At 71.6% G+C, this 18,102-nt stretch carries 12 protein-coding genes; 4 read left to right on the top strand and 8 right to left on the bottom strand.

The annotated features are described in order from the left end of the window. Positions 1–234: 234 nt before the first annotated feature. Positions 235–699, top strand: a complete 465-nt coding sequence (locus tag B5557_RS26430; protein ID WP_079661789.1) for a hypothetical protein — start codon at positions 235–237, stop codon at positions 697–699. 73 nt (positions 700–772) lie between these two features. Here B5557_RS26430 and B5557_RS26425 read toward each other — a convergent pair whose 3' ends face one another. Further along, on the bottom strand, positions 773–1,519 hold the full coding sequence (locus tag B5557_RS26425; RefSeq protein WP_079661788.1) for an HNH endonuclease family protein: 747 nt from the start codon (positions 1,517–1,519) through the stop codon (positions 773–775). Between the two features lie 186 nt (positions 1,520–1,705). Here B5557_RS26425 and B5557_RS26420 point away from each other — a divergent pair, with 186 nt between their 5' ends. Continuing rightward, complete coding sequence (locus B5557_RS26420; RefSeq protein ID WP_079661787.1) at positions 1,706–1,891, top strand: antitoxin; 186 nt, start codon at positions 1,706–1,708, stop codon at positions 1,889–1,891. A 163-nt stretch (positions 1,892–2,054) separates the two neighbouring features. On the opposite strand, the gene mfd is transcribed toward B5557_RS26420, so the two are convergent. The 3 genes from mfd to B5557_RS26405 all read right to left on the bottom strand — a co-directional run bounded on the left by mfd (position 2,055) and on the right by B5557_RS26405 (position 9,333). Further along, positions 2,055–5,588: a transcription-repair coupling factor gene (gene mfd / locus B5557_RS26415; RefSeq protein ID WP_079661786.1), complete on the bottom strand. Its 3,534-nt coding sequence runs from the start codon at positions 5,586–5,588 to the stop codon at positions 2,055–2,057. Positions 5,589–5,968: 380 nt separating this feature from the next. Continuing rightward, positions 5,969–8,548 carry an ABC transporter permease gene (locus B5557_RS26410; protein WP_079661785.1) on the bottom strand — a complete coding sequence of 860 codons (2,580 nt, stop codon included), beginning with the start codon at positions 8,546–8,548 and terminating at the stop codon, positions 5,969–5,971. Next, complete coding sequence (locus tag B5557_RS26405; protein ID WP_079661784.1) at positions 8,545–9,333, bottom strand: ABC transporter ATP-binding protein; 789 nt, start codon at positions 9,331–9,333, stop codon at positions 8,545–8,547. Before B5557_RS26405 ends, B5557_RS26410 begins: the two co-directional genes overlap by 4 nt. A gap of 476 nt (positions 9,334–9,809) precedes the next feature. Between B5557_RS26405 and B5557_RS26400 the strand changes: the two genes are divergently transcribed. Continuing rightward, entirely contained in the window at positions 9,810–11,327 is a 1,518-nt protein-coding gene (locus B5557_RS26400) for an MFS transporter (protein ID WP_079661783.1), read from the top strand. Positions 11,328–11,438: 111 nt separating this feature from the next. Here the strand turns inward: B5557_RS26400 and B5557_RS26395 are convergent, their stop codons facing one another. The 4 genes from B5557_RS26395 to B5557_RS26380 all read right to left on the bottom strand — a co-directional run bounded on the left by B5557_RS26395 (position 11,439) and on the right by B5557_RS26380 (position 17,042). Then, positions 11,439–12,326, bottom strand: a complete 888-nt coding sequence (locus tag B5557_RS26395; RefSeq protein WP_079661782.1) for a cellulose-binding protein — start codon at positions 12,324–12,326, stop codon at positions 11,439–11,441. Between the two features lie 193 nt (positions 12,327–12,519). Continuing rightward, a complete protein-coding gene (locus B5557_RS26390; protein WP_079661781.1) occupies positions 12,520–13,134 on the bottom strand; it encodes a dihydrofolate reductase family protein in 615 nt (204 codons plus the stop codon). A gap of 105 nt (positions 13,135–13,239) precedes the next feature. Next, positions 13,240–16,017 (bottom strand): SUKH-4 family immunity protein, encoded by a 2,778-nt coding sequence (locus B5557_RS26385; protein ID WP_079661780.1) that lies wholly within the window; start codon positions 16,015–16,017, stop codon positions 13,240–13,242. An 8-nt stretch (positions 16,018–16,025) separates the two neighbouring features. Beyond that, the gene (locus B5557_RS26380; protein WP_079665017.1) at positions 16,026–17,042 is read right to left on the bottom strand and encodes an SMI1/KNR4 family protein; all 1,017 of its coding nucleotides are present in this window, start codon (positions 17,040–17,042) and stop codon (positions 16,026–16,028) included. Between the two features lie 300 nt (positions 17,043–17,342). Between B5557_RS26380 and B5557_RS26375 the strand changes: the two genes are divergently transcribed. Next, positions 17,343–17,969, top strand: coding sequence for a YwqJ-related putative deaminase (locus B5557_RS26375; RefSeq protein WP_443031273.1), 627 nt, complete (start codon positions 17,343–17,345; stop codon positions 17,967–17,969). Positions 17,970–18,102: the final 133 nt, after the last annotated feature.

Below are 18,102 nucleotides of genomic sequence, written 5' to 3'. Positions count from 1 at the left end.
GTCGTCGCGTACGGCTGTGTCTCGCTCAAGTCGCCCGAGCCGGTGCGACGATACGGTGTCGACTCGACGTCCGGCACCCGGAAACGGATCGCACCGTAACCTGCGGCGTCCCTGGGGTCGGAAAACACAGGTCCCCCATAGCCACAAGTTTCGCTCATGTCACAGTAAAGAAGGGGCGGCCCTGGCCCGGTCCGCCCATGTCCTACCCTTGCCCCCTGGTGACTTGGGGGCGACATGACGATACCGACGACGGCGCCGACGGCGGCCGGCGCGGAGAGGCGGCTGGAGGGGGGCTGGTTCCAGCGGCTCGCCTGGACGGCCCTGGTGTGGGGCTCACTCGGCTTTCTGGCCTGGGTGCCCTTCCTGTACGTGGCCGTCCGCCGCGGGCTCGCCTCCGACTGGACGGCCTTCGGTTCGTTCTCCCTGTACGAGTGCGTGATCGTGACGTGGGCGGTGGTCTCGGACACCGACGACGGGGACGCCCTCCTGGGCGTCGCGATCATGGTGGCCCTGGTGACGGCGTCGGTACTGCTGCTGTTCGCGGTGTTCGACCAGAAGACCCAGGCTGCGGGCTCGCGGTCGACGTCGAACTCCCCGTCGGCGCAGGCGTCGGCGTCGGCTCCTGCGTACGGCGCGGGTCAGCCGTACGGCGCGGGCCAGCCGAATCCGTATCAGCAGGGGTACCCGTACGGGCAGTAGAGCGCCTCAACGGCCGTGCCGCATCCACACGCTGGGCTCTACGTACACCGGCGGCCCCGGGCGGCCGACCCGCTCAGCCCGCGTGGAATCGCTCCGGCGCCTTCGTCGGGTTGCCCCCGGTGGGGAGTTTCTGGTCGGGGCAGGTCTTGAGGACCTCCTCCATCGCGGACTTCTCCGCCGCGGAGACCCACAGTGCGTACTTCTTCTTCACGGCGACCTGCGCCGCGACATACGTGCACCGGTAGGCCTTGTTGGGCGGCAGCCATGTCGCCGTGTCGCCGTCCCCCTTGGAGCGGTTCGTGCTCGCGTCGACGGCCAGGAGGTTGAGCGGGTCGTTGGCGAGCGCTATCCGCTTGCTCGCGTCCCAGTACTTGGCGCCCTTCTGCCAGGCGTCGGACAGGGCGACGACGTGATCTATGTCGACCTTGCTGCTGCCTCGCCGGTAGGTCACGTCCTTCCCGGAGTACGGGTCCGACTCCAGCACGCCGTAGGACACCTTGCAGGTGCCGCCGGTGAACTTCACCTCCTTCAGGTCGCGCTTGAGTATGTCGTCACGGGTGTCGCAGGAGTTGGAGTCCGTGTCCGCCCAGGCGGCGCCGAACCTGTCCCGCTCGTAGCCGGTCTTGGGGGCTCGCCCCTTGACGGTCAGCGACTCGGCCGCCGCGAGAGCCGCTCCGCCGTTCGCCGCTCCGCCGCCTGCCGTCGGCCCCGCACCGGTGGAACCGGCGCCGGATCCGGTGGTCTGCTCGGTGCACCCGGCCGCCGTCACCACGCATATCAGCACGACGGCAGCCGCCGCCCCGCCCCTCAGACGCCTCACGCGCCCCTCCCTCTGCCTGACCGCTGCCACCCCGCACAGGGCGGATTCCCCTGATGGAGACTGGCACACCGTAGCGAGGGGGCGCGTGGGGGCAGTCGGGAGGTCCAGACCACAACCCACTCAAGTGGGCATACCTCTCATCTCAGGAATATCGTCGGTGTGAGTCACCTCGGGAAGGAGCTCTGGATGGGCATCTTCGACAGGTTCAAGAGCAACAAGGCGGCACAGGGCAAGGCCAGGGACATGTCCGACGTCGCGGAACAGAAGATCAACGAGAAGACGGGCAACAAGTACGAGTCGCAGGTCGACGCCGCACAGCAGAAACTGCAGGAGCGGCTCGGCATGGACGAGAACCGGCCCGACAAGCCGTAGCTTCCCGGGCCGGATCCGTCGGATGGAGAAGCGGATCGCGGCCCAGGTCGCGGTCCGCGACCGGCTCTCCGCGGCCCTGGCGGAGGCCACCGGCGGACCGGAACGGATCCGGCCGGTGGCCCGACCACGCCACCAGGCAGCGCCGGCAGCCGCGAACGGCGGGTTACGACCCCAGCACCGTCGCCAGGAACTCCCCCACCCAGCCCAGCAGGTCCCGCCCGACCAGCGGCTTGCCGCCGACCTTCGCGGTCTTCGGGCGGGGGACGAGGACCTGGTGCGCGGCCGGCTTGATGACGGACCCGGGGTACAGCCGCTTGAGGCGCAGCTCCTGCGACTCGCGCAACTCCACCGGCGCGAAGCGGATGTTGGCGCCCTGGAGGACGATCTCGCCGACGTCACACGCGCGTGCCAGCATGCGCAGCCCGGCCACCAGCAGCAGGTTCTCCACCGGCTCGGGCAACTTGCCGTACCGGTCGACGAGTTCCTCGCGGACGGCCTTGACGTCGTCCTCCGAGTTGGCGGAGGCGATGGCCCGGTAGGCCTGCAGGCGCAGCCGCTCTCCGGGGGCGTAGTCGTGCGGGACGTGCGCGTCGACGGGCAGCTCGATCTTCACCTCGAGCGGCGGCTCCTCCTCGATCGCGCCGGTCTCCAGTTGACGCCGGTAGTCCGCGACGGCCTCGCCGACCATCCGGACGTACAGGTCGAAGCCGACGCCCGCGATATGGCCCGACTGTTCGCCGCCGAGCAGGTTTCCGGCGCCGCGGATCTCCAGGTCCTTCATCGCCACGTACATGCCCGCGCCCATCTCCGTGTGCTGGGCGATCGTCGCGAGGCGCTCGTGGGCCGTTTCCGTCAGCGGCTTCTCCGGCGGGTACAGGAAGTAGGCGTACCCGCGTTCGCGACCACGGCCGACGCGGCCACGCAGCTGGTGCAGCTGGGACAGGCCGAAGGTGTCACCGCGCTCCACGATCAGGGTGTTGGCGTTGGAGATGTCGATGCCGGACTCGACGATCGTCGTCGAGACGAGCACGTCGAACTTCTTCTCCCAGAAGTCGACGACGACCTGTTCCAGCGCCGTCTCCGACATCTGGCCGTGAGCGGTGGCGATGCGCGCCTCGGGGACGATCTCACGCAGTCGCGCCGCCGCGCGGTCGATGGACTCGACCCGGTTGTGGATGTAGAAGACCTGGCCCTCGCGCAGCAGTTCGCGGCGGATCGCGGCGCCGATCTGCTTCTGCTCGTAGGGGCCGACGAAGGTGAGCACCGGGTGGCGCTCCTCCGGGGGCGTGGTGATCGTCGACATCTCGCGGATGCCGGTGACGGCCATCTCCAGGGTGCGTGGGATGGGCGTCGCGGACATCGTCAGGACGTCGACGTTCGCGCGGAGCTTCTTCAGCTGCTCCTTGTGCTCGACGCCGAAGCGCTGCTCCTCGTCGACGATGACCAGGCCGAGGTCCTTGAACTTCGTCTCCGAGGAGAACAGGCGGTGGGTGCCGATGACGACGTCCACGCCACCCTCGCGCAGGCCCTCCAGGGTGGCCTTCGCCTCCGTGTCCGTCTGGAAGCGGGACAGGGCGCGCACCTTCACCGGGAACTGCGCGTACCGCTCGCTGAACGTGCCGAAGTGCTGCTGCACGAGGAGCGTCGTCGGCACGAGGACGGCGACCTGCTTGCCGTCCTGGACGGCCTTGAAGGCGGCGCGAACCGCGATCTCCGTCTTGCCGTAGCCGACGTCGCCGCAGATCAGGCGGTCCATCGGGACCGTCTTCTCCATGTCGTCCTTGACCTCGGCGATCGTGGTCAGCTGGTCGGGCGTCTCCGCGTAGGGGAAGGCGTCCTCCAGTTCGCGCTGCCAGGGGGTGTCCGTGCCGAAGGCGTGGCCGGGAGCCGCCATCCGCGCGCTGTACAGCTTGATCAGGTCGGCGGCGATCTCCTTGACGGCCTTCTTGGCGCGCGCCTTGGTCTTCGTCCAGTCCGCGCCGCCCAGGCGGTGCAGGGTGGGGGCCTCGCCGCCGACGTACTTGGTGATCTGCTCCAGCTGGTCGGTGGGGATGTACAGGCGGTCGCCGGGCTGGCCGCGCTTGGCGGGCGCGTACTCGACGACCAGGTACTCGCGGGTGGCGCCCTGGACCGTGCGCTGCACCATCTCGATGTAGCGGCCCACGCCGTGCTGCTCGTGGACGATGTAGTCGCCCGCCTCCAGGGTGAGCGGGTCGATGGTCTTCCGGCGGCGCGCGGGCATGCGCGCGCCGTCCTTGCCGGCCGCCTTCTGGCCGGACAGGTCCGTCTCGGTGAGGACGGCGAGGCGTAGTGCCGGGTCGACGAAGCCGTAGTCGATCGAGCCGCAGGAGACGTGCACGAGGGAGGGGCCGAGGTCGGTCAGGTCGGCGTCCAGGCGGGCCGCGACGCCCTCGCCGCCGAGCACCTCCACGGTGCGGGCGGCGGGGCCGTGCGCCTCGGTGACGAAGACGACGCGCCAGCCGTCGGCGAGCCAGCCCTTGGTGTCCGCGAGGGCCTTCGCGGTGTCGCCGCGGTAGGTGTCGGGGGCGTGCATGCCGAACTGGAGGGTGTCCGCCTCCAGCTCGAGGTCGGCCACGAACGGCGACACCGACCACCACATCATGTCCAGCTCGCGCGCGTGGTCGCGGACGTCCGCGAGGGACCACAGGGAGGCCGCGCCGACGTCGATGGGCGCCTCGCCGCCGCCGGCGGTGGCCGCCCAGGACGCCTGTAGGAACTCCTGGGAGGTCGCCACGAGGTCGGCGGCACGCGTGCGTACCCGCTCCGGGTCGCAGACGACGGCCATCGCGCCCTTGGGGAGGACGTCGAGCAGCAGTTCCATGTCGTCGACCAGGACCGGGGCGAGGGACTCCATGCCCTCGACCGCGATGCCTTCGGCGATCTTGTTCAGCAGTTCGCCGAGTTCCGGGTGCTGCTCGGCGAGGGCACGCGCGCGCGTGCGTACGTCTTCCGTCAACAGCAGTTCACGGCAGGGCGGGGCCCACAGGCCGTGCTCGGCGACCTCCAGGGAACGCTGGTCGGCGACCTTGAAGTAACGGATCTCCTCGACGTCGTCGCCCCAGAACTCCACGCGCAGGGGGTGTTCCTCGGTGGGCGGGAACACGTCCAGGATGCCGCCTCGTACGGCGAACTCGCCGCGCTTCTCTACGAGCTCCACGCGCGCGTAGGCGGCCGCGGCGAGGGCTTCGACGATCTCGTTGAGGTCGGCGCTCCGGCCGGTGCGCAGGGCCACCGGTTCCAGGTCGCCGAGGCCCTTTACCTGCGGCTGGAGCACGGAGCGGACGGGCGCGACGACCACCGAGACGGGGCCGGTCTCCGGGTCGTCGGGTCGCGGGTGGGCCAGGCGGCGCAGGACGGCGAGGCGGCGGCCCACGGTGTCGCTGCGGGGGCTGAGCCGCTCGTGCGGGAGTGTCTCCCAGGAGGGGTACTCCACGACGCCGTCGGGCGGGAGCAGCGAGCGCAGGGCGGCGGCCAGGTCCTCGGCCTCGCGGCCGGTGGCCGTCACCGCGAGGACCGTGCGGGCGCTCTCGCGGGCGAGGGCGGCGATGGCGAAGGGGCGGGCCGCCGGGGGGCCGACCAGGTCGACGTGCATGCGGTTGCCGTCTGCGGCCGCGGGGATGGCTTCCGCGAGGGCGGTGTCCTTGACGACGGCGTCGAGCAGACCGTGCAGGCTCATGGAGGGCTTTCCGTCCGAGGGGGCGGGGCACGTCCGGGGTGCGGGCGTACCCCGTCCGGGGTGGGCAACGCGAAGGGCCCGACGCGTGTCACGGGCCGGGGGTGTCCAGAGTACGACGGGGCGGTGCGGTTCGCCGGGGGCTGTGGACAACCCCCGGGGCGGTCGGGCTTTCGCCCGGGGTCTTCGCACCCGCCGCCACTGCCCGTTGCCGTCCCTGGGGCGGCCGACCCCACACCCCGCTTCCGGCCCCCAAGGGCCTCGCCCTCAAGCTCCCCCAGAGGGGGTGCCCCAACGGGCTGAAACGCACCGACGGCCCGGCACTGAGAGGACCCCCGTCCGTCTCAGTGCCGGGCCGTGGCTGTGCCCCGTCGGCTGTCGCGTCAGTCCGTCGCGATGGCGTTCAGGACGTTCATGCGGCCCGCGCGGAAGGCCGGGATCAGGGCCGCGAACAGGCCCACGAACGCCGATCCGATGAACACGCCGATGATCGTCGGCCACGGGATGTCGAGGACGTCCAGGCCCTGCAGGGCGAGGAGCTGCTGGGCGGTGGCGCCCCAGCCCATGCCCAGGCCGAGGCCGAGCAGCGCGCCGAAGAGGGCGATCACGACCGACTCCATGCGGATCATGCGGCGCAGCTGGCGGCGGGAGAGGCCGATCGCCCGCATCAGACCGATCTCCCTGGTGCGCTCCACCACCGACAGGGCCAGGGTGTTCACCACACCGAGGACCGCGACGATGATCGCGAGGGCGAGCAGGCCGTAGATCAGGTTCAGCAGCTGGCCGATCTGGTCCTTGAGCTCCTGCTTGTAGTCGGTCTGGTCGCGGACGGTGTACTGCGGGTAGTCGTGCAGCGCCGTCTTCAGGGCCGTGTAGGCGGCGTCCTGCTGCCCCTCCTTCGCGGTGGCGAAGACCAGCTGGTCGAGAGGCATCTTGTCGGCCGGCACGTACTTGGCGAGCGTGGCGATGGAGGTGTACTTGGCGCCCTGGTCGACCACGTCGTCACTGCTGGTGATCGCGCGCACCGTCAGGTGGGCGCTGGCGCCGTCCTTGAACGCGACGTCGATCTTCGAACCGATGTGGATGCCGTGGGCCTCGGCGAACTTCTCGTGCACGGACATCGAGTCCGGCAGGTAGGCGTCCTTCAGGTTCCCCGCGACGGTCGTCTTGCGCAGGTCGGACACATACGTCGGGTCGGCCGCCGTGATGTCCGTGTTCTTGAGCGTCTTGCCGTCGGGGGTGGTGTAGTCCGCCTCGGTGGTCTTGTACTCGGTGACCCGCGTCAGGCCCGGCGTCGACTTCACGGCCTGCACCGCCTGCGAGGTCATCCGCTGGCCGCTGTCGCTCTGGATGATGAAGTCCGTGCCGACGGTCCGGTCGAGCTCCTGGGTGGCCGAGGCGACCATGGAGGAGCCGACCACCGACAGACAGGCGACCAGTGCGAGGCCGATCATCAGGGCCGCGCCCGTGGCGCCCGTGCGGCGCGGGTTGCGCAGCGCATTGCGTTCGGCCATCCGTCCCACGGGGCCGAAGGCCCGCAGCAGGACCGCGCCGAGGATCCTGACCACGCCGCCGGCCAGCAGCGGGCCGATCACCACGAAGCCGAGCAGGCTCAGCACCACGCCCAGGCCCAGCCAGAGCGAGCCCTCGGCGGCCTTGTCGGCGGCGGAGGCGAGGTAGAGGCCGAAGCCGCCGGCACCGGTCAGCAGCAGGCCGACGACGGCCCGTACGACACCGGCCTTGGCGTCGGCCGGTGCGCCGGCGTCGCGCAGCGCGGCCATCGGGGAGACCTTGCCGGCGCGGCGGGCCGGCAGGTAGGCCGCCAGCACCGTGACGACCACGCCCAGGACCATGCCGATCACCGGGGTCGTCCAGGCGACCGTCAGATCGTCCGTGGACAGGTTCATGCCGGTCATGCCCATGAGCTTCATCAGGCCGACCGCGATGCCGACGCCGGCGCCGACGCCGAGGATCGAGCCGACCACGCCCAGGAGCAGGGCCTCGGCGAGCACGGACCGGTTGACCTGCTTGCGGCTGGAGCCGATGGCGCGCATCAGGCCGATCTCTCGGGTGCGCTGCGCGACCAGCATCGAGAAGGTGTTGATGATCAGGAAGATGCCGACGAGGAAGGCGATCCCGGCGAAGCCGAGCATCGCGTACTTCATCACGTTCAGGAAGTCGCCCACGTCCGCGCGGTTGGCGTCCGCGGTCTCCTTGGCCGTCTGCACCTTGTAGGCGGCGCCGATCTCGGCCGCGACGTTCTTCTTCAGCTGCGCGTCGCTCACGCCGGCCGCCGCCGTCACATTGACGTTCGTATAGACGTTCGACTCGCCGACCAGTGCCCGCTGGGCGGTCCTGGTGTCCAGGTAGAAGATCGCCGCGCCGGGGTTGGTGACCTGGAAGGCGGCGATGCCGGAGATCTTCGCGGTGTGCGTGCCGACCGCGCTGATCACGCCGATCTCGTCGCCGAGCTTCAGATGGTGCTTGTCGGCGGTGTCCTCGTCGACCATGACCTGGCCGGAATTCTTCGGCGCCGCACCGTCGGTGATCTTCATGGTGCGGGCGTCGTTGCCGTTCCAGCTGCCGACGATCGTCGGGGCGCCGCTGGAGGGCGACAGGCTCTCCTTGTCGGCGTCGACGACGGTCACGGAGGTCGAGAAGACGGTCCCCTCCGCCGACTTCACCCCCTGCGCCTTGCGGACCTCGCCGAGCACCGAGGCCGGCATGACCGGCGGCCTGCCGTTGTCGGAGGTCGTCTCACCGGTGTCCGAGGCGCCCTTCGCGCTCACCGTCACATCGGAGGAGGTGGCGGCGAAGAGCTTGTCGAACGTCGTGTTCATCGTGTCGGTGAACACCAGCGTCCCGCACACGAACGCCACCGACAGCAGGACCGCCACGGCCGACAGGGCCATGCGCCCCTTGTGCGCGAAGAAGTTGCGCATCGAGGTCTTCAGGACGGTCATGACGTACGCCCCCGCGCGTCGAAGTCCTTCATGCGGTCCAGGACGGTCTCCGCGGTCGGCTTGAACATCTCGTCGACGATCCGCCCGTCGGCGAGGTACAGCACCCGGTCCGCGTACGAGGCAGCCACCGGGTCGTGCGTGACCATGACGATCGTCTGGCCCAGCTCGTCCACCGAGCGGCGCAGGAAGCCGAGAACCTCGGCGCCCGCGCGCGAGTCGAGGTTTCCGGTCGGCTCGTCGCCGAAGATGATCTCCGGGCGGGCCGCCAGGGCACGCGCCACGGCGACGCGCTGCTGCTGGCCGCCGGAGAGCTGCGTGGGACGGTGCCTGAGGCGGTCGGCGAGCCCGACGGTCTCCACGACCTGGCTGAGCCACGCCTTGTCCGGCTTGCGGCCGGCTATGTCCATGGGCAGCGTGATGTTCTCGAGCGCGTTCAGCGTGGGCAGCAGGTTGAACGCCTGGAAGATGAACCCGATCCGGTCCCGGCGCAGCTTCGTGAGCTTCTTGTCCTTCAGCCCGGTGATCTCGGTCTCGTCCAGGTAGATCTGGCCGGACGACACCGTGTCGAGACCGGCGAGGCAGTGCATCAGCGTGGACTTGCCGGACCCCGAGGGGCCCATGATCGCGGTGAACTGACCGCGGGCGATGTCCACGTCGACGTGGTCGAGGGCGACGACACGGGTCTCACCGGACCCGTACGCCTTGACGACCTGCCGCGCCCGTGCGGCAACGGCCGTACGCCCTCCAGTGCCCCCGTGCCTGGGAATGGTCACAGCCGAAGTCACGGTATGTCTCCTAAGTCGGAAGTCGGTGGGCAGTGCTCCACCGCGGTGGTCGAGTGGCGAGCAGCGCGAGGAGCGCTACGCCGAAGAGTCTGTCGGCGGGGAAGGGTCCGGCGCGCTGGTGCTCGGGCCCCTCTTCCAGGGGGGTTAACCCCACCTCCCGCCGGTGCGGTAGCCGCCCCCCAGCGGCATAAAGCCAGGTTAAGGACGGGACGGGGCCCATCTCCTCCTCCGACGGTACGAACCCTGCCCCAGCCGTAGTACGGAGGAACCCCTAGGGGCCGTCCACCGCCGGGTGGAGTGCCTCTCGGGGTCTCGTCCACCCTCCGGCCCAGTCAGGCTCCACCCTCACGTGACGTGAAGGTCAAGGCGACGGTCGGGCCTCCCCCTGGCAGAGGCCAAGTGGGAAGCTGACTTCCGGCAGTTGGATGCAAGGGGCACGGAACGCGGGGACGCGGACGACAAGGGGAGGGCATCCGGTGGGGGACACACGACCCGCGCTGCGCGAGGCCGCGCAGCGGACCGCACCACACCGGCGGGGAGCGGTCGTGGCCGCGCTCATGCTCTCCATGGCGCTGGCCGCCCTGGACTCCACCGTCGTCTCCACGGCGGTCCCGCAGATCGTCGGCGATCTCGGCGGGTTCTCCGTCTTCTCCTGGCTGTTCTCCGGCTATCTGCTCGCCGTGACGGTCACCCTGCCGGTCTACGGCAAGCTCTCCGACACCTTCGGCCGCAAGCCGGTCCTGGTCGTCGGGGCGGCGCTGTTCCTGCTCGGCTCGCTGCTGTGCGCGCTCGCCTGGAACATGGGGGCACTGATCGCGTTCCGCATCGTGCAGGGCCTGGGCGGCGGGGCGTTGCAGGGCACGGTGCAGACGCTCGCCGCCGACCTGTACCCCTTGGAGGAGCGGCCGAAGATCCAGTCGAAGCTGTCCACGGTGTGGGCGGTCTCGGCGGTCGCCGGCCCCGGCATCGGCGGGGTCCTCGCGGCCTACGCGGACTGGCGCTGGATCTTCCTGGTCAACCTGCCCATCGGGGCGGTGGCGTTGTGGCTGATCGTCCGTCATCTGCACGAGCCGGAACGCACGTCGGCCGCGCGGGACGCACGCGCGCGTGTCGACTGGGCGGGCGCGCTCGCGGTGTTCGCGTGCGGCGGCGTGCTGCTGACCGCGCTGGTGCAGGGCGGAGTGGCCTGGGCGTGGCTGTCGGGGCCCTCGCTCGCCCTGTTCGCCGCCGGCCTCACGCTCGCCGGCCTCGTCGTCGTCATCGAACGCCGGGCCACGGAGCCGATCATCCCCGGCTGGGTATGGCGCCGCCGGACGATCGCGGCGGTCAACCTCGCGCTGGGCGCGCTGGGCCTGCTGATGGTGGCCCCGACGGTGTTCCTGCCGACGTACGCCCAGTCGGTCCTGGGCCTGGGACCGGCGACGGCCGGGTTCGTCCTGTCCGTCTGGACGCTGAGCTGGCCGTTGTCGGCCGCCCTCAGCCAGCACGTCTACCGGCGCATCGGCTTCCGCGACACCGCGCTGCTCGGCATCGGCATCGCGACGCTGATCCTGCTCGCGTTCCCGTTCCTGCCCTACCCCGGCGCGGCCTGGCAGCCGACCCTGCTGATGCTGCTGCTCGGCGCGGCGCTCGGTCTCTTCCAACTCCCGCTCATCGTCGGCGTTCAGTCGACGGTGGGATGGTCGCAGCGCGGGACGACGACCGCGTCCGTGCTGTTCTGCCGACAGACCGGGCAGACGATCGGCGCGTCGGTGTTCGGGGCGGTCGCCAACGGGGTACTGGCCGCGCGGCTGGGCGGCGCCGGCGATCTGGACTCCGTCACCCGCGCGCTGGACGCCGCCGGTTCGGCGCCCGAGACCGTCCGGCACGCCGTCGCGAGCGCCGTGCACGCCGTCTATATCGGCGCGTCGTGCGCCGCCGCACTCGCCTTCCTGGTCCTGCTGTGCGTGGCGCCGCGCCGCTTCCCGGTACTGGAGGACCAGGACGCCCGGTGAGACCACAAGGGGCCACAAGGGGCCGCAAGGGGCCGCAAGGGGCCGCAAAGTGCCGCAAAGGACCGGCCGCAAAGGCAAGTTCATCGTCTACACGGCACAACAAGCCGGCGCCTACTCCGCAGACGCCCTTCCCGTCAGGGCGGTGAGGCTGTTGCGGACATGGTCCATGTGAGCCTGGACGTCGTCCCAGCGCTCACCGTGCTCGCGCAGCACCCGCTCGGTCTCCCCCGCGGTGCGCTCTTCACGGGCACGCGCCCCGGCGAGGATCTCGGCGGCACGCGCGTGTGCCTCCTCCTGAAGCCGCCGGGCCGACTCCTCGGCCTCGGCGAACGCCTGCTTCGCCTCGGACAGCGCCGCCTCGGCACCGGTCACCGCGCGGGCGTGCAGCGCGTCGAGGGCCGCGGCCCGCTCGGCGGCCTCGCGCTCCGCCGCCGTCCACTTCTCCGCGTGCTCCTTGTCCTGCTCGGCGAGCATCCCGGCGGTGCGCTGCCGCACCTCGCGCAGCGCGCCCAGCGCCTCACCCCGGTACTCCTTCACCTCGCGCCGGGCGCCGATCCGGACCTCGTCGGCCTCGGCGCGCGCCGCGAGCAGCCGCTGACGGGCGCGCTCCTCGGCCTCCGCGCGGAGCGCGTCCGCCTCGTCCTGCGCCGCCCGGCGCACATCGAGGGCGCGCGCCTCGGCGTCCGCGACCTCCTCGCGCGCTTCACGCCGCGCGTTGTCGCGAACGTCCGCGGCCTCCTCCAGCGCGAGCTGGAGAATGCGCTGCGCGCGCTCCCCGAGGGAGTCGTATGTCTGCGGCGCGAGCCGGGTCACGACCTCGCGCAACCACTCGGCCTCCTCCTCCATCTGCCGGGCGAGCACCGTGAGCCGGGCCGCCCGCTCCCAGGCGGCGTCCCGGTCGGCGCAGAGCGCGACGGTGAACGCCTCGACCTGTTCGGGCCGGTAACCGCGCCCGCGAACGGTCACGAACCCCGGCACCGACCCCGATGCGCTGCTCATCCTGGAACCCCTCGCCACCCGACGGACACGACATGATGAAGATGATGATGTCGCGCATATCTTGATGGATCGGACGTAAGTGTTCATAACGCGACACTCCGCGCACACATTACGGTCGGCAATGAACATAAAGGGGTCGAGAACAGCAGTCACCGTGCGCACAGCAGGAGCCGTGCACAGGGTGACTGAGCTGTCAGAGGACGTCGTACGTCAGATGCGTCACGGTCGAGGTCGAGGTCACGCTGCGCTGCACCAGCGTGCGCGGCGCTCCGCCGGTGAACAGGGGCGTCCCGGAGCCCAGCACGACGGGCGCGAGGTGCACCGTCAGCACGTCGACCAACCCGGCGTCGAACGCCGAGCGGATCGTGGCGCCGCCGCCCATGAGGACGACGTCGAGATCCTTGCCGACGGCCGACGACGCCACCTCGGCACGCTCACGCGCGGCGGCGACGGCATCGGCCAGACCTGTCGTGACGAACGTCCAGTCGAGGCCGGCGAGCCGCACCGCCTTCGGCGGCGAGTTCGTCACGACGACGAACGCGGGCTTGCCGACCTCACCGGCGCCGTAGCCGGTCGTGTCGTCCCAGCCCTGCGGCCCGTCGACCACGTCGAAGAGCCGGCGGCCCAGGACGACGGCGCCCGAGCGGGCGGTCCCCTCACGCAGATACCGGCGGTCGTCGGGATCGTCGGAGAACGCCCACGTGTGCAGGGCCTCGCCACCGACCCCCAGACCGTTGTCCGGACCGGGGTCGGGCCCGGTGACGAAGCCGTCGAGGGAAACCGAGATGTCAGCGATGATGCGAGTCATACCAGGGCAGACCCGATCCACCCCCCGAACTCATCGCTGACGTTCTCATCACTCACGCTCGACCGGGCCCGCCCCTTCCGCAGGTCTGTCGGCGGAACATACGCCTCACAGCAGGCCGTCCCACATCTGCTCCAGCAGCACCGACCACCAGCTCTCCGGCGAACCGAGCGCCGCCGGGTCGAGCGAGGCCAGCTGGGCCTGGAAGTCGACGGTCCAGCGGCCCGCCTGCTCCTGGTTCAGACCGAACCGCAGCCGCCACATCCGCCCCAGCAGAGCCAGACAGCGCGCGAACTCCGGCAGCCCGGTGTTCACGAACTGCGGCGGCACGGGCACACCGCCCGGCCCCGCCTCCACCGGCACCGCGACGATGTTCGCCGTCCCGTACTGCACACAGATCGCCTTGCCGAAGTCACTGCCCATGACGAGGTACGAACCCGCGTCCGACGCCGGCTGCACACCCCGCTCCGCCGCCAGCTCCGCCAGCGTCGGCACCGGCCGGCCCGGCTGGGCCTGCGCCCAGAAGAACGGCCCCATGTCCCCCGGCAGACCCGCCACCACCAGCGTGTGCGCCACGACCGGCGGCACACCCTGCCGGGACACCGCGGCCTGCTCGAACCGGAACACCGACGGCCCGAACACCGCCGCCAGCTCCTGCCCGATCGCCTCCGGCGGAACCGGCGGCGCCGGCGGAACCGCGGGCAACGGCGCACGAACGGGCGCCGGACGCGCAGGCCCGTCCGCCACCTGATGCAACTCGCCCTGATGCGCCAGCAGTTGCTGCATCCCCTGCTGCCGGCTCGCGTGATCCGTGCCGTACGGCGCGATGCTCGTGATCCGCGCCTGCGGCCACTGCTCCCGGATCATCCGCGCACAGTAGGCACCCGGCAGCTCGCACGACTCCAACTCCGTGTGCAGCTCCAGCACCTGATCCGGCGGCACGTTCATCGCCCGCAGCTCGTGGAAGATCTGCCACTCCGGGTGCGGCGTCCCCGGCGCCGAACGCCGGATCAACTGCTGCTCCGACCCGTCGTGCGCGCGATAACGCAGCACGGCCTGATAGCCGGGACCGACCGTGGGCAACCCCTGCTGCTGCGGATACCCGTAGCCAGGCGCCTGCCCCGGCAGCGGCCCACCACCTGGCACGGGCCCACCCGCCGAAGGCATCGCACCCGGCGGCACGTGCCCGCCAGGAGGCATGCCGGGGGCACCCGGGAATCCTGGTGCGCCAGGGGCCCCCGGTGCCCCCGGTGCGCCGGGGCCGCCCTGCGGGGGCCCGGCCAGCATGGTCTGCGCATGATGAACGGCACCCGGCGCGCCCCCCACGGAGCCATGAGCGCCGGGAGCCATGCCGGGGGCGCCCGGAACACCGGGAGCACCCGGGGCCTGCGGCGCACCGTGGGTGCCCGGAGCGGCCGGCGCACCCGGCATACCCGGGGCACCAGGAGCACCCGGAGGGCCAGGCGGCTGGGGCGGCTGAGGCGCGCCCTGCGCCCCGGGCGGCCCCATCCGACCGGGGTCGGCGAGCATCGTCGCGGCGTGGTGGACGCCACCGGGGGGCGTACCGCCAGGCGGATTCGGCCCGGCGGCCGGCGCGTTCGGCGCACCGGGAGGCTGCGGCGCGTTGCCCGCGCCCCCTCCTGCACCCCCTGCACCAGGTCCCGCCGGTCCTGCCGGTCCTGCCGGTCCCGCCGGTCCGTCGGGGCCCAGGGCCGACACCAGCTGCGTGGGCACGTACCCGCCCGCCGGGGTGCCGGGCGCGCCCGGCCCGGACGGGGGAGCCGCAGGCGTGTTGCCCGGCCGCGCACCCGGCGTTCCCGGCGCACCCGGAGGAGGCGGCGGCGCCGCTCCTGTCCCACGGTTACGACGCGGAGGCGGCGCCGCCTTGCTGGTCGCGGCGTCGGCGATGTCACCGGCGTTCGGCGCGAGCGGCCGCGCAGGCGCAACCGGACCGCCCTGAGCCGACGGAGCACCGGCGCGCTGCGGATAGCCGTACGACGGCGCATGCGGCGACGCACCCGGTGACGGAGGCTGTGACTGCGGCGCACCCTGCGCACCCTGGGTCCCCTGCGAGGCAGGCGCGCCCGGCTCGGTGAGCGCCGGTGCGACCGCTGTGGGCGGCAGTTGGCTGCCGCCCGACATCAGGGCCGTCTTGGCGTCCGACGCGGCCGTCGGCGGCGCCGACTCCTCGTCGGAACCGCTCAGCGGCGGCGCGAACACGGTCGCGGGCAGCGGTACGGAACGGTCGTCACCGGCGTCGGCGTTGGTGTCCGTCCCCGCCCACGGCGTCGCCCCGGCGGGAGCGGCGGGCGCAACGGGAGCGGCCGGCGCCACCGGAGCGGAAGCCGGGGCACCGGCCTGCGTCTGCGGAAGCGAGGGATCGCCACCCGCGGGCACACCGCCAGGCACACCACCGGGCGCCCCCTCTGGCACATCACTGGAACCGGCCCCCGAACCAGCCCTCGAACCGGCCCTCGAACCGGCCCCGGAACCGGCTTCCCGCTGGTCCGCGATCCCCAGCTTGTCCGCCGCCTCCTGCAACCACTCCGGCGGCGACAACAAGAACGACGTCTGATTCAGGTCCACCCGCGCCGCAGGCGCCGGCACCGCGTCGGCGGGCTCCGGCGGGCGACCGTACTCCTCCTCGTACCGGCGGATCACCTCGCCCACCGCAACCGCGGGCCACAACGTGGCCTCCCCGCTGTCCCGGGCGATCACCAGCCGCTGCGCACCCCCGTCCGAACGCGGGCCCTCCGCACGGTCCTCGGCCCACACCACGAACCCGAGTTCGAACTCCCGCACCCGCACCTCACGATGCTGGTACGCCGGCACATCCCCGTTGATCCACTCTTCGGCGCGCTCCTGCGCCTGCGCGAACGTCACCATCGCTCAGCTCACTCCCCCACCGACGACACAGAAGACGCAGAAGACGCCGCGGCCGCCGGCACCGCACGCGCGAAACCGCCGTCCACCATCAGATTCGCCACCGTCTCCAACTCCGGCGGATTACCGGCCAGACGCGACAGGAAGACGTCGAAGTCCTCACCGCACGGCAGCAACAACCGCTCCATCCGCTCCGCCGGCGACCACCCCGGATCCACGTCCCGCACATCGTCGTACGCACAGAACCACACCGAACCCGCCCGCTCTCCCCGCACCTTCACGGCCAGCAGGCCGCCCTGCACGAAACCGACGCCCAGATAGTCCTTCGTCAGATGATCACGCAAACACTTGTTCACATACACCAGGTCATTGACGGCCGCCTCGTCCCGCACCGTGAAGAACGGCTGGTCCACCAGCAGCCCCAGCTCCGCGTCCAACGCCGCACCCACCGGCGCACAACCACCCGCCGCCTTCACGAACGACCGGTACGCCCCCGGCAGCCGGTACCCCAGGTCCTCCTCGACCCCCTGCACCTGCTGCTCCGTCACCGCCACACCCGACTTCGGCAGCCCGAAATGCGCCGGACGCGTCTCCTGCAACGGCCGCGTCCCCCGCTTCGACTGATCCACCGCAGCCGTCGACACACCACCGTGATGCCGCAGCAAGGCCTTCACCTCGACCGGAACCAACTCCAGCCGCCGCGACCCCACCACGTGATGCCACGTCCAGCCATGCGGAGTCGCCACCGCCGACACCGTGTCCCACAGCTCATGCCCCGACGCCGCCAACGCCGCGTTCGCCGACACATAGTCCGTCAACCGCAGCTCGTCCACGCCGAAACCCTCCGGCGGATCCGCGATCTCCGCGACCGCCCGCGCATACGGCGAGAAATCCGGGTAGCCCCGCTCGTCCACCCGCACGCCCCTCGGGTGCCGTGCCGCCCGGACCGGATCCGGGAAATGCACGACCTGCCCGGCATAGGCCGCGTTCGGCGGCGCGGCTTGCTGCCCGAGCCGACCTGTCGTCATGGCGGTTGCCCCCTGCGGCACTCTGTACGGACCGCAGCGGCCGGTTCCGCTTCCGGTCCCGAACCACCACACCCCGTATCGACTGTCTCCAACAATCTCCAACGCGCGTCAACCGCGCGCATCGCGGTGCCGACAGCCTATGCCGTACGACGACACCGGTCACCGGGCCTCCGCTTCCGTGACCAGCCGTCACCCTGCCGTGACAGCCAGCCCAAACCCGGGCGTGTCGCACCGCCCCAGCTTCCGCACCCGCCACGCCATTTGGCACCCTGTGACGTCCGGGGGGATGCACGGGAGGGGATGACGATCATGGACACGACGCAGACGGGGCCACACACCGGCAGGACCGACAACCTGCACCACGGCTACACAGCCGACCAGAACACCGGCCGAACCGGCGACCCGCACACCGGCCCCACAGGCCACACCGGCCCGCACACCAACCCCGGCGGCGACCCCCGCATCGGCTGGTCCGCCACCGAAACCCCCCACGCCCCCACCCTCCGCCACCGCCGCGACGGCATACTCCCCACCATCGCCGCCGCCCTCTCCGTCCGCGGCACCGCCACCCTCACCGGCACCGCCGCCCGCGGCGACCAACCCCCACCCCTGCACCCCCTCGTCCAGGACTTCCTCGACACCCTCACCAGCGCCCAACGCGACCGCTTCACCGGCCGCTGCGCCGAAGCACTCCTCATCTCCCGCCACATCGCCGCCGCCGACGCCGCCCGCAGCAAACGCGCCGCCCGCAGACCCATGACCAACGGCGAAGCCCGCAAGACCCTCAAACAAGCCAAACTCACCACCCGCCGCATCCGCGAGGACGGCGACCCCCTCCACGGCAGCTTCGCCACCCCCTGCCGCGCCTGCACCGCCCTCAGCGCCCACTTCGGCGTCCGCATCGTCGCCCCCACCACCGACGACTGAACCGACCGCCCCAGGCAACCCAGCACCCCAGCCAGCCAGCCCAGCCCCAGCACCCCAGCACCCCAGCACCCCAGCACCCCAGCGTCCCCCGCGCTCCGCTCCACGGCCTCACCCCGGGCCGCGCACCACCAGC

The organism is Streptomyces sp. 3214.6 (genome assembly GCF_900129855.1).
Lineage (GTDB): Bacteria > Actinomycetota > Actinomycetes > Streptomycetales > Streptomycetaceae > Streptomyces > Streptomyces soliscabiei.
Note: the sequence above shows the minus strand (reverse complement) of the source record. Positions and strands in the feature narration are given on the sequence as shown.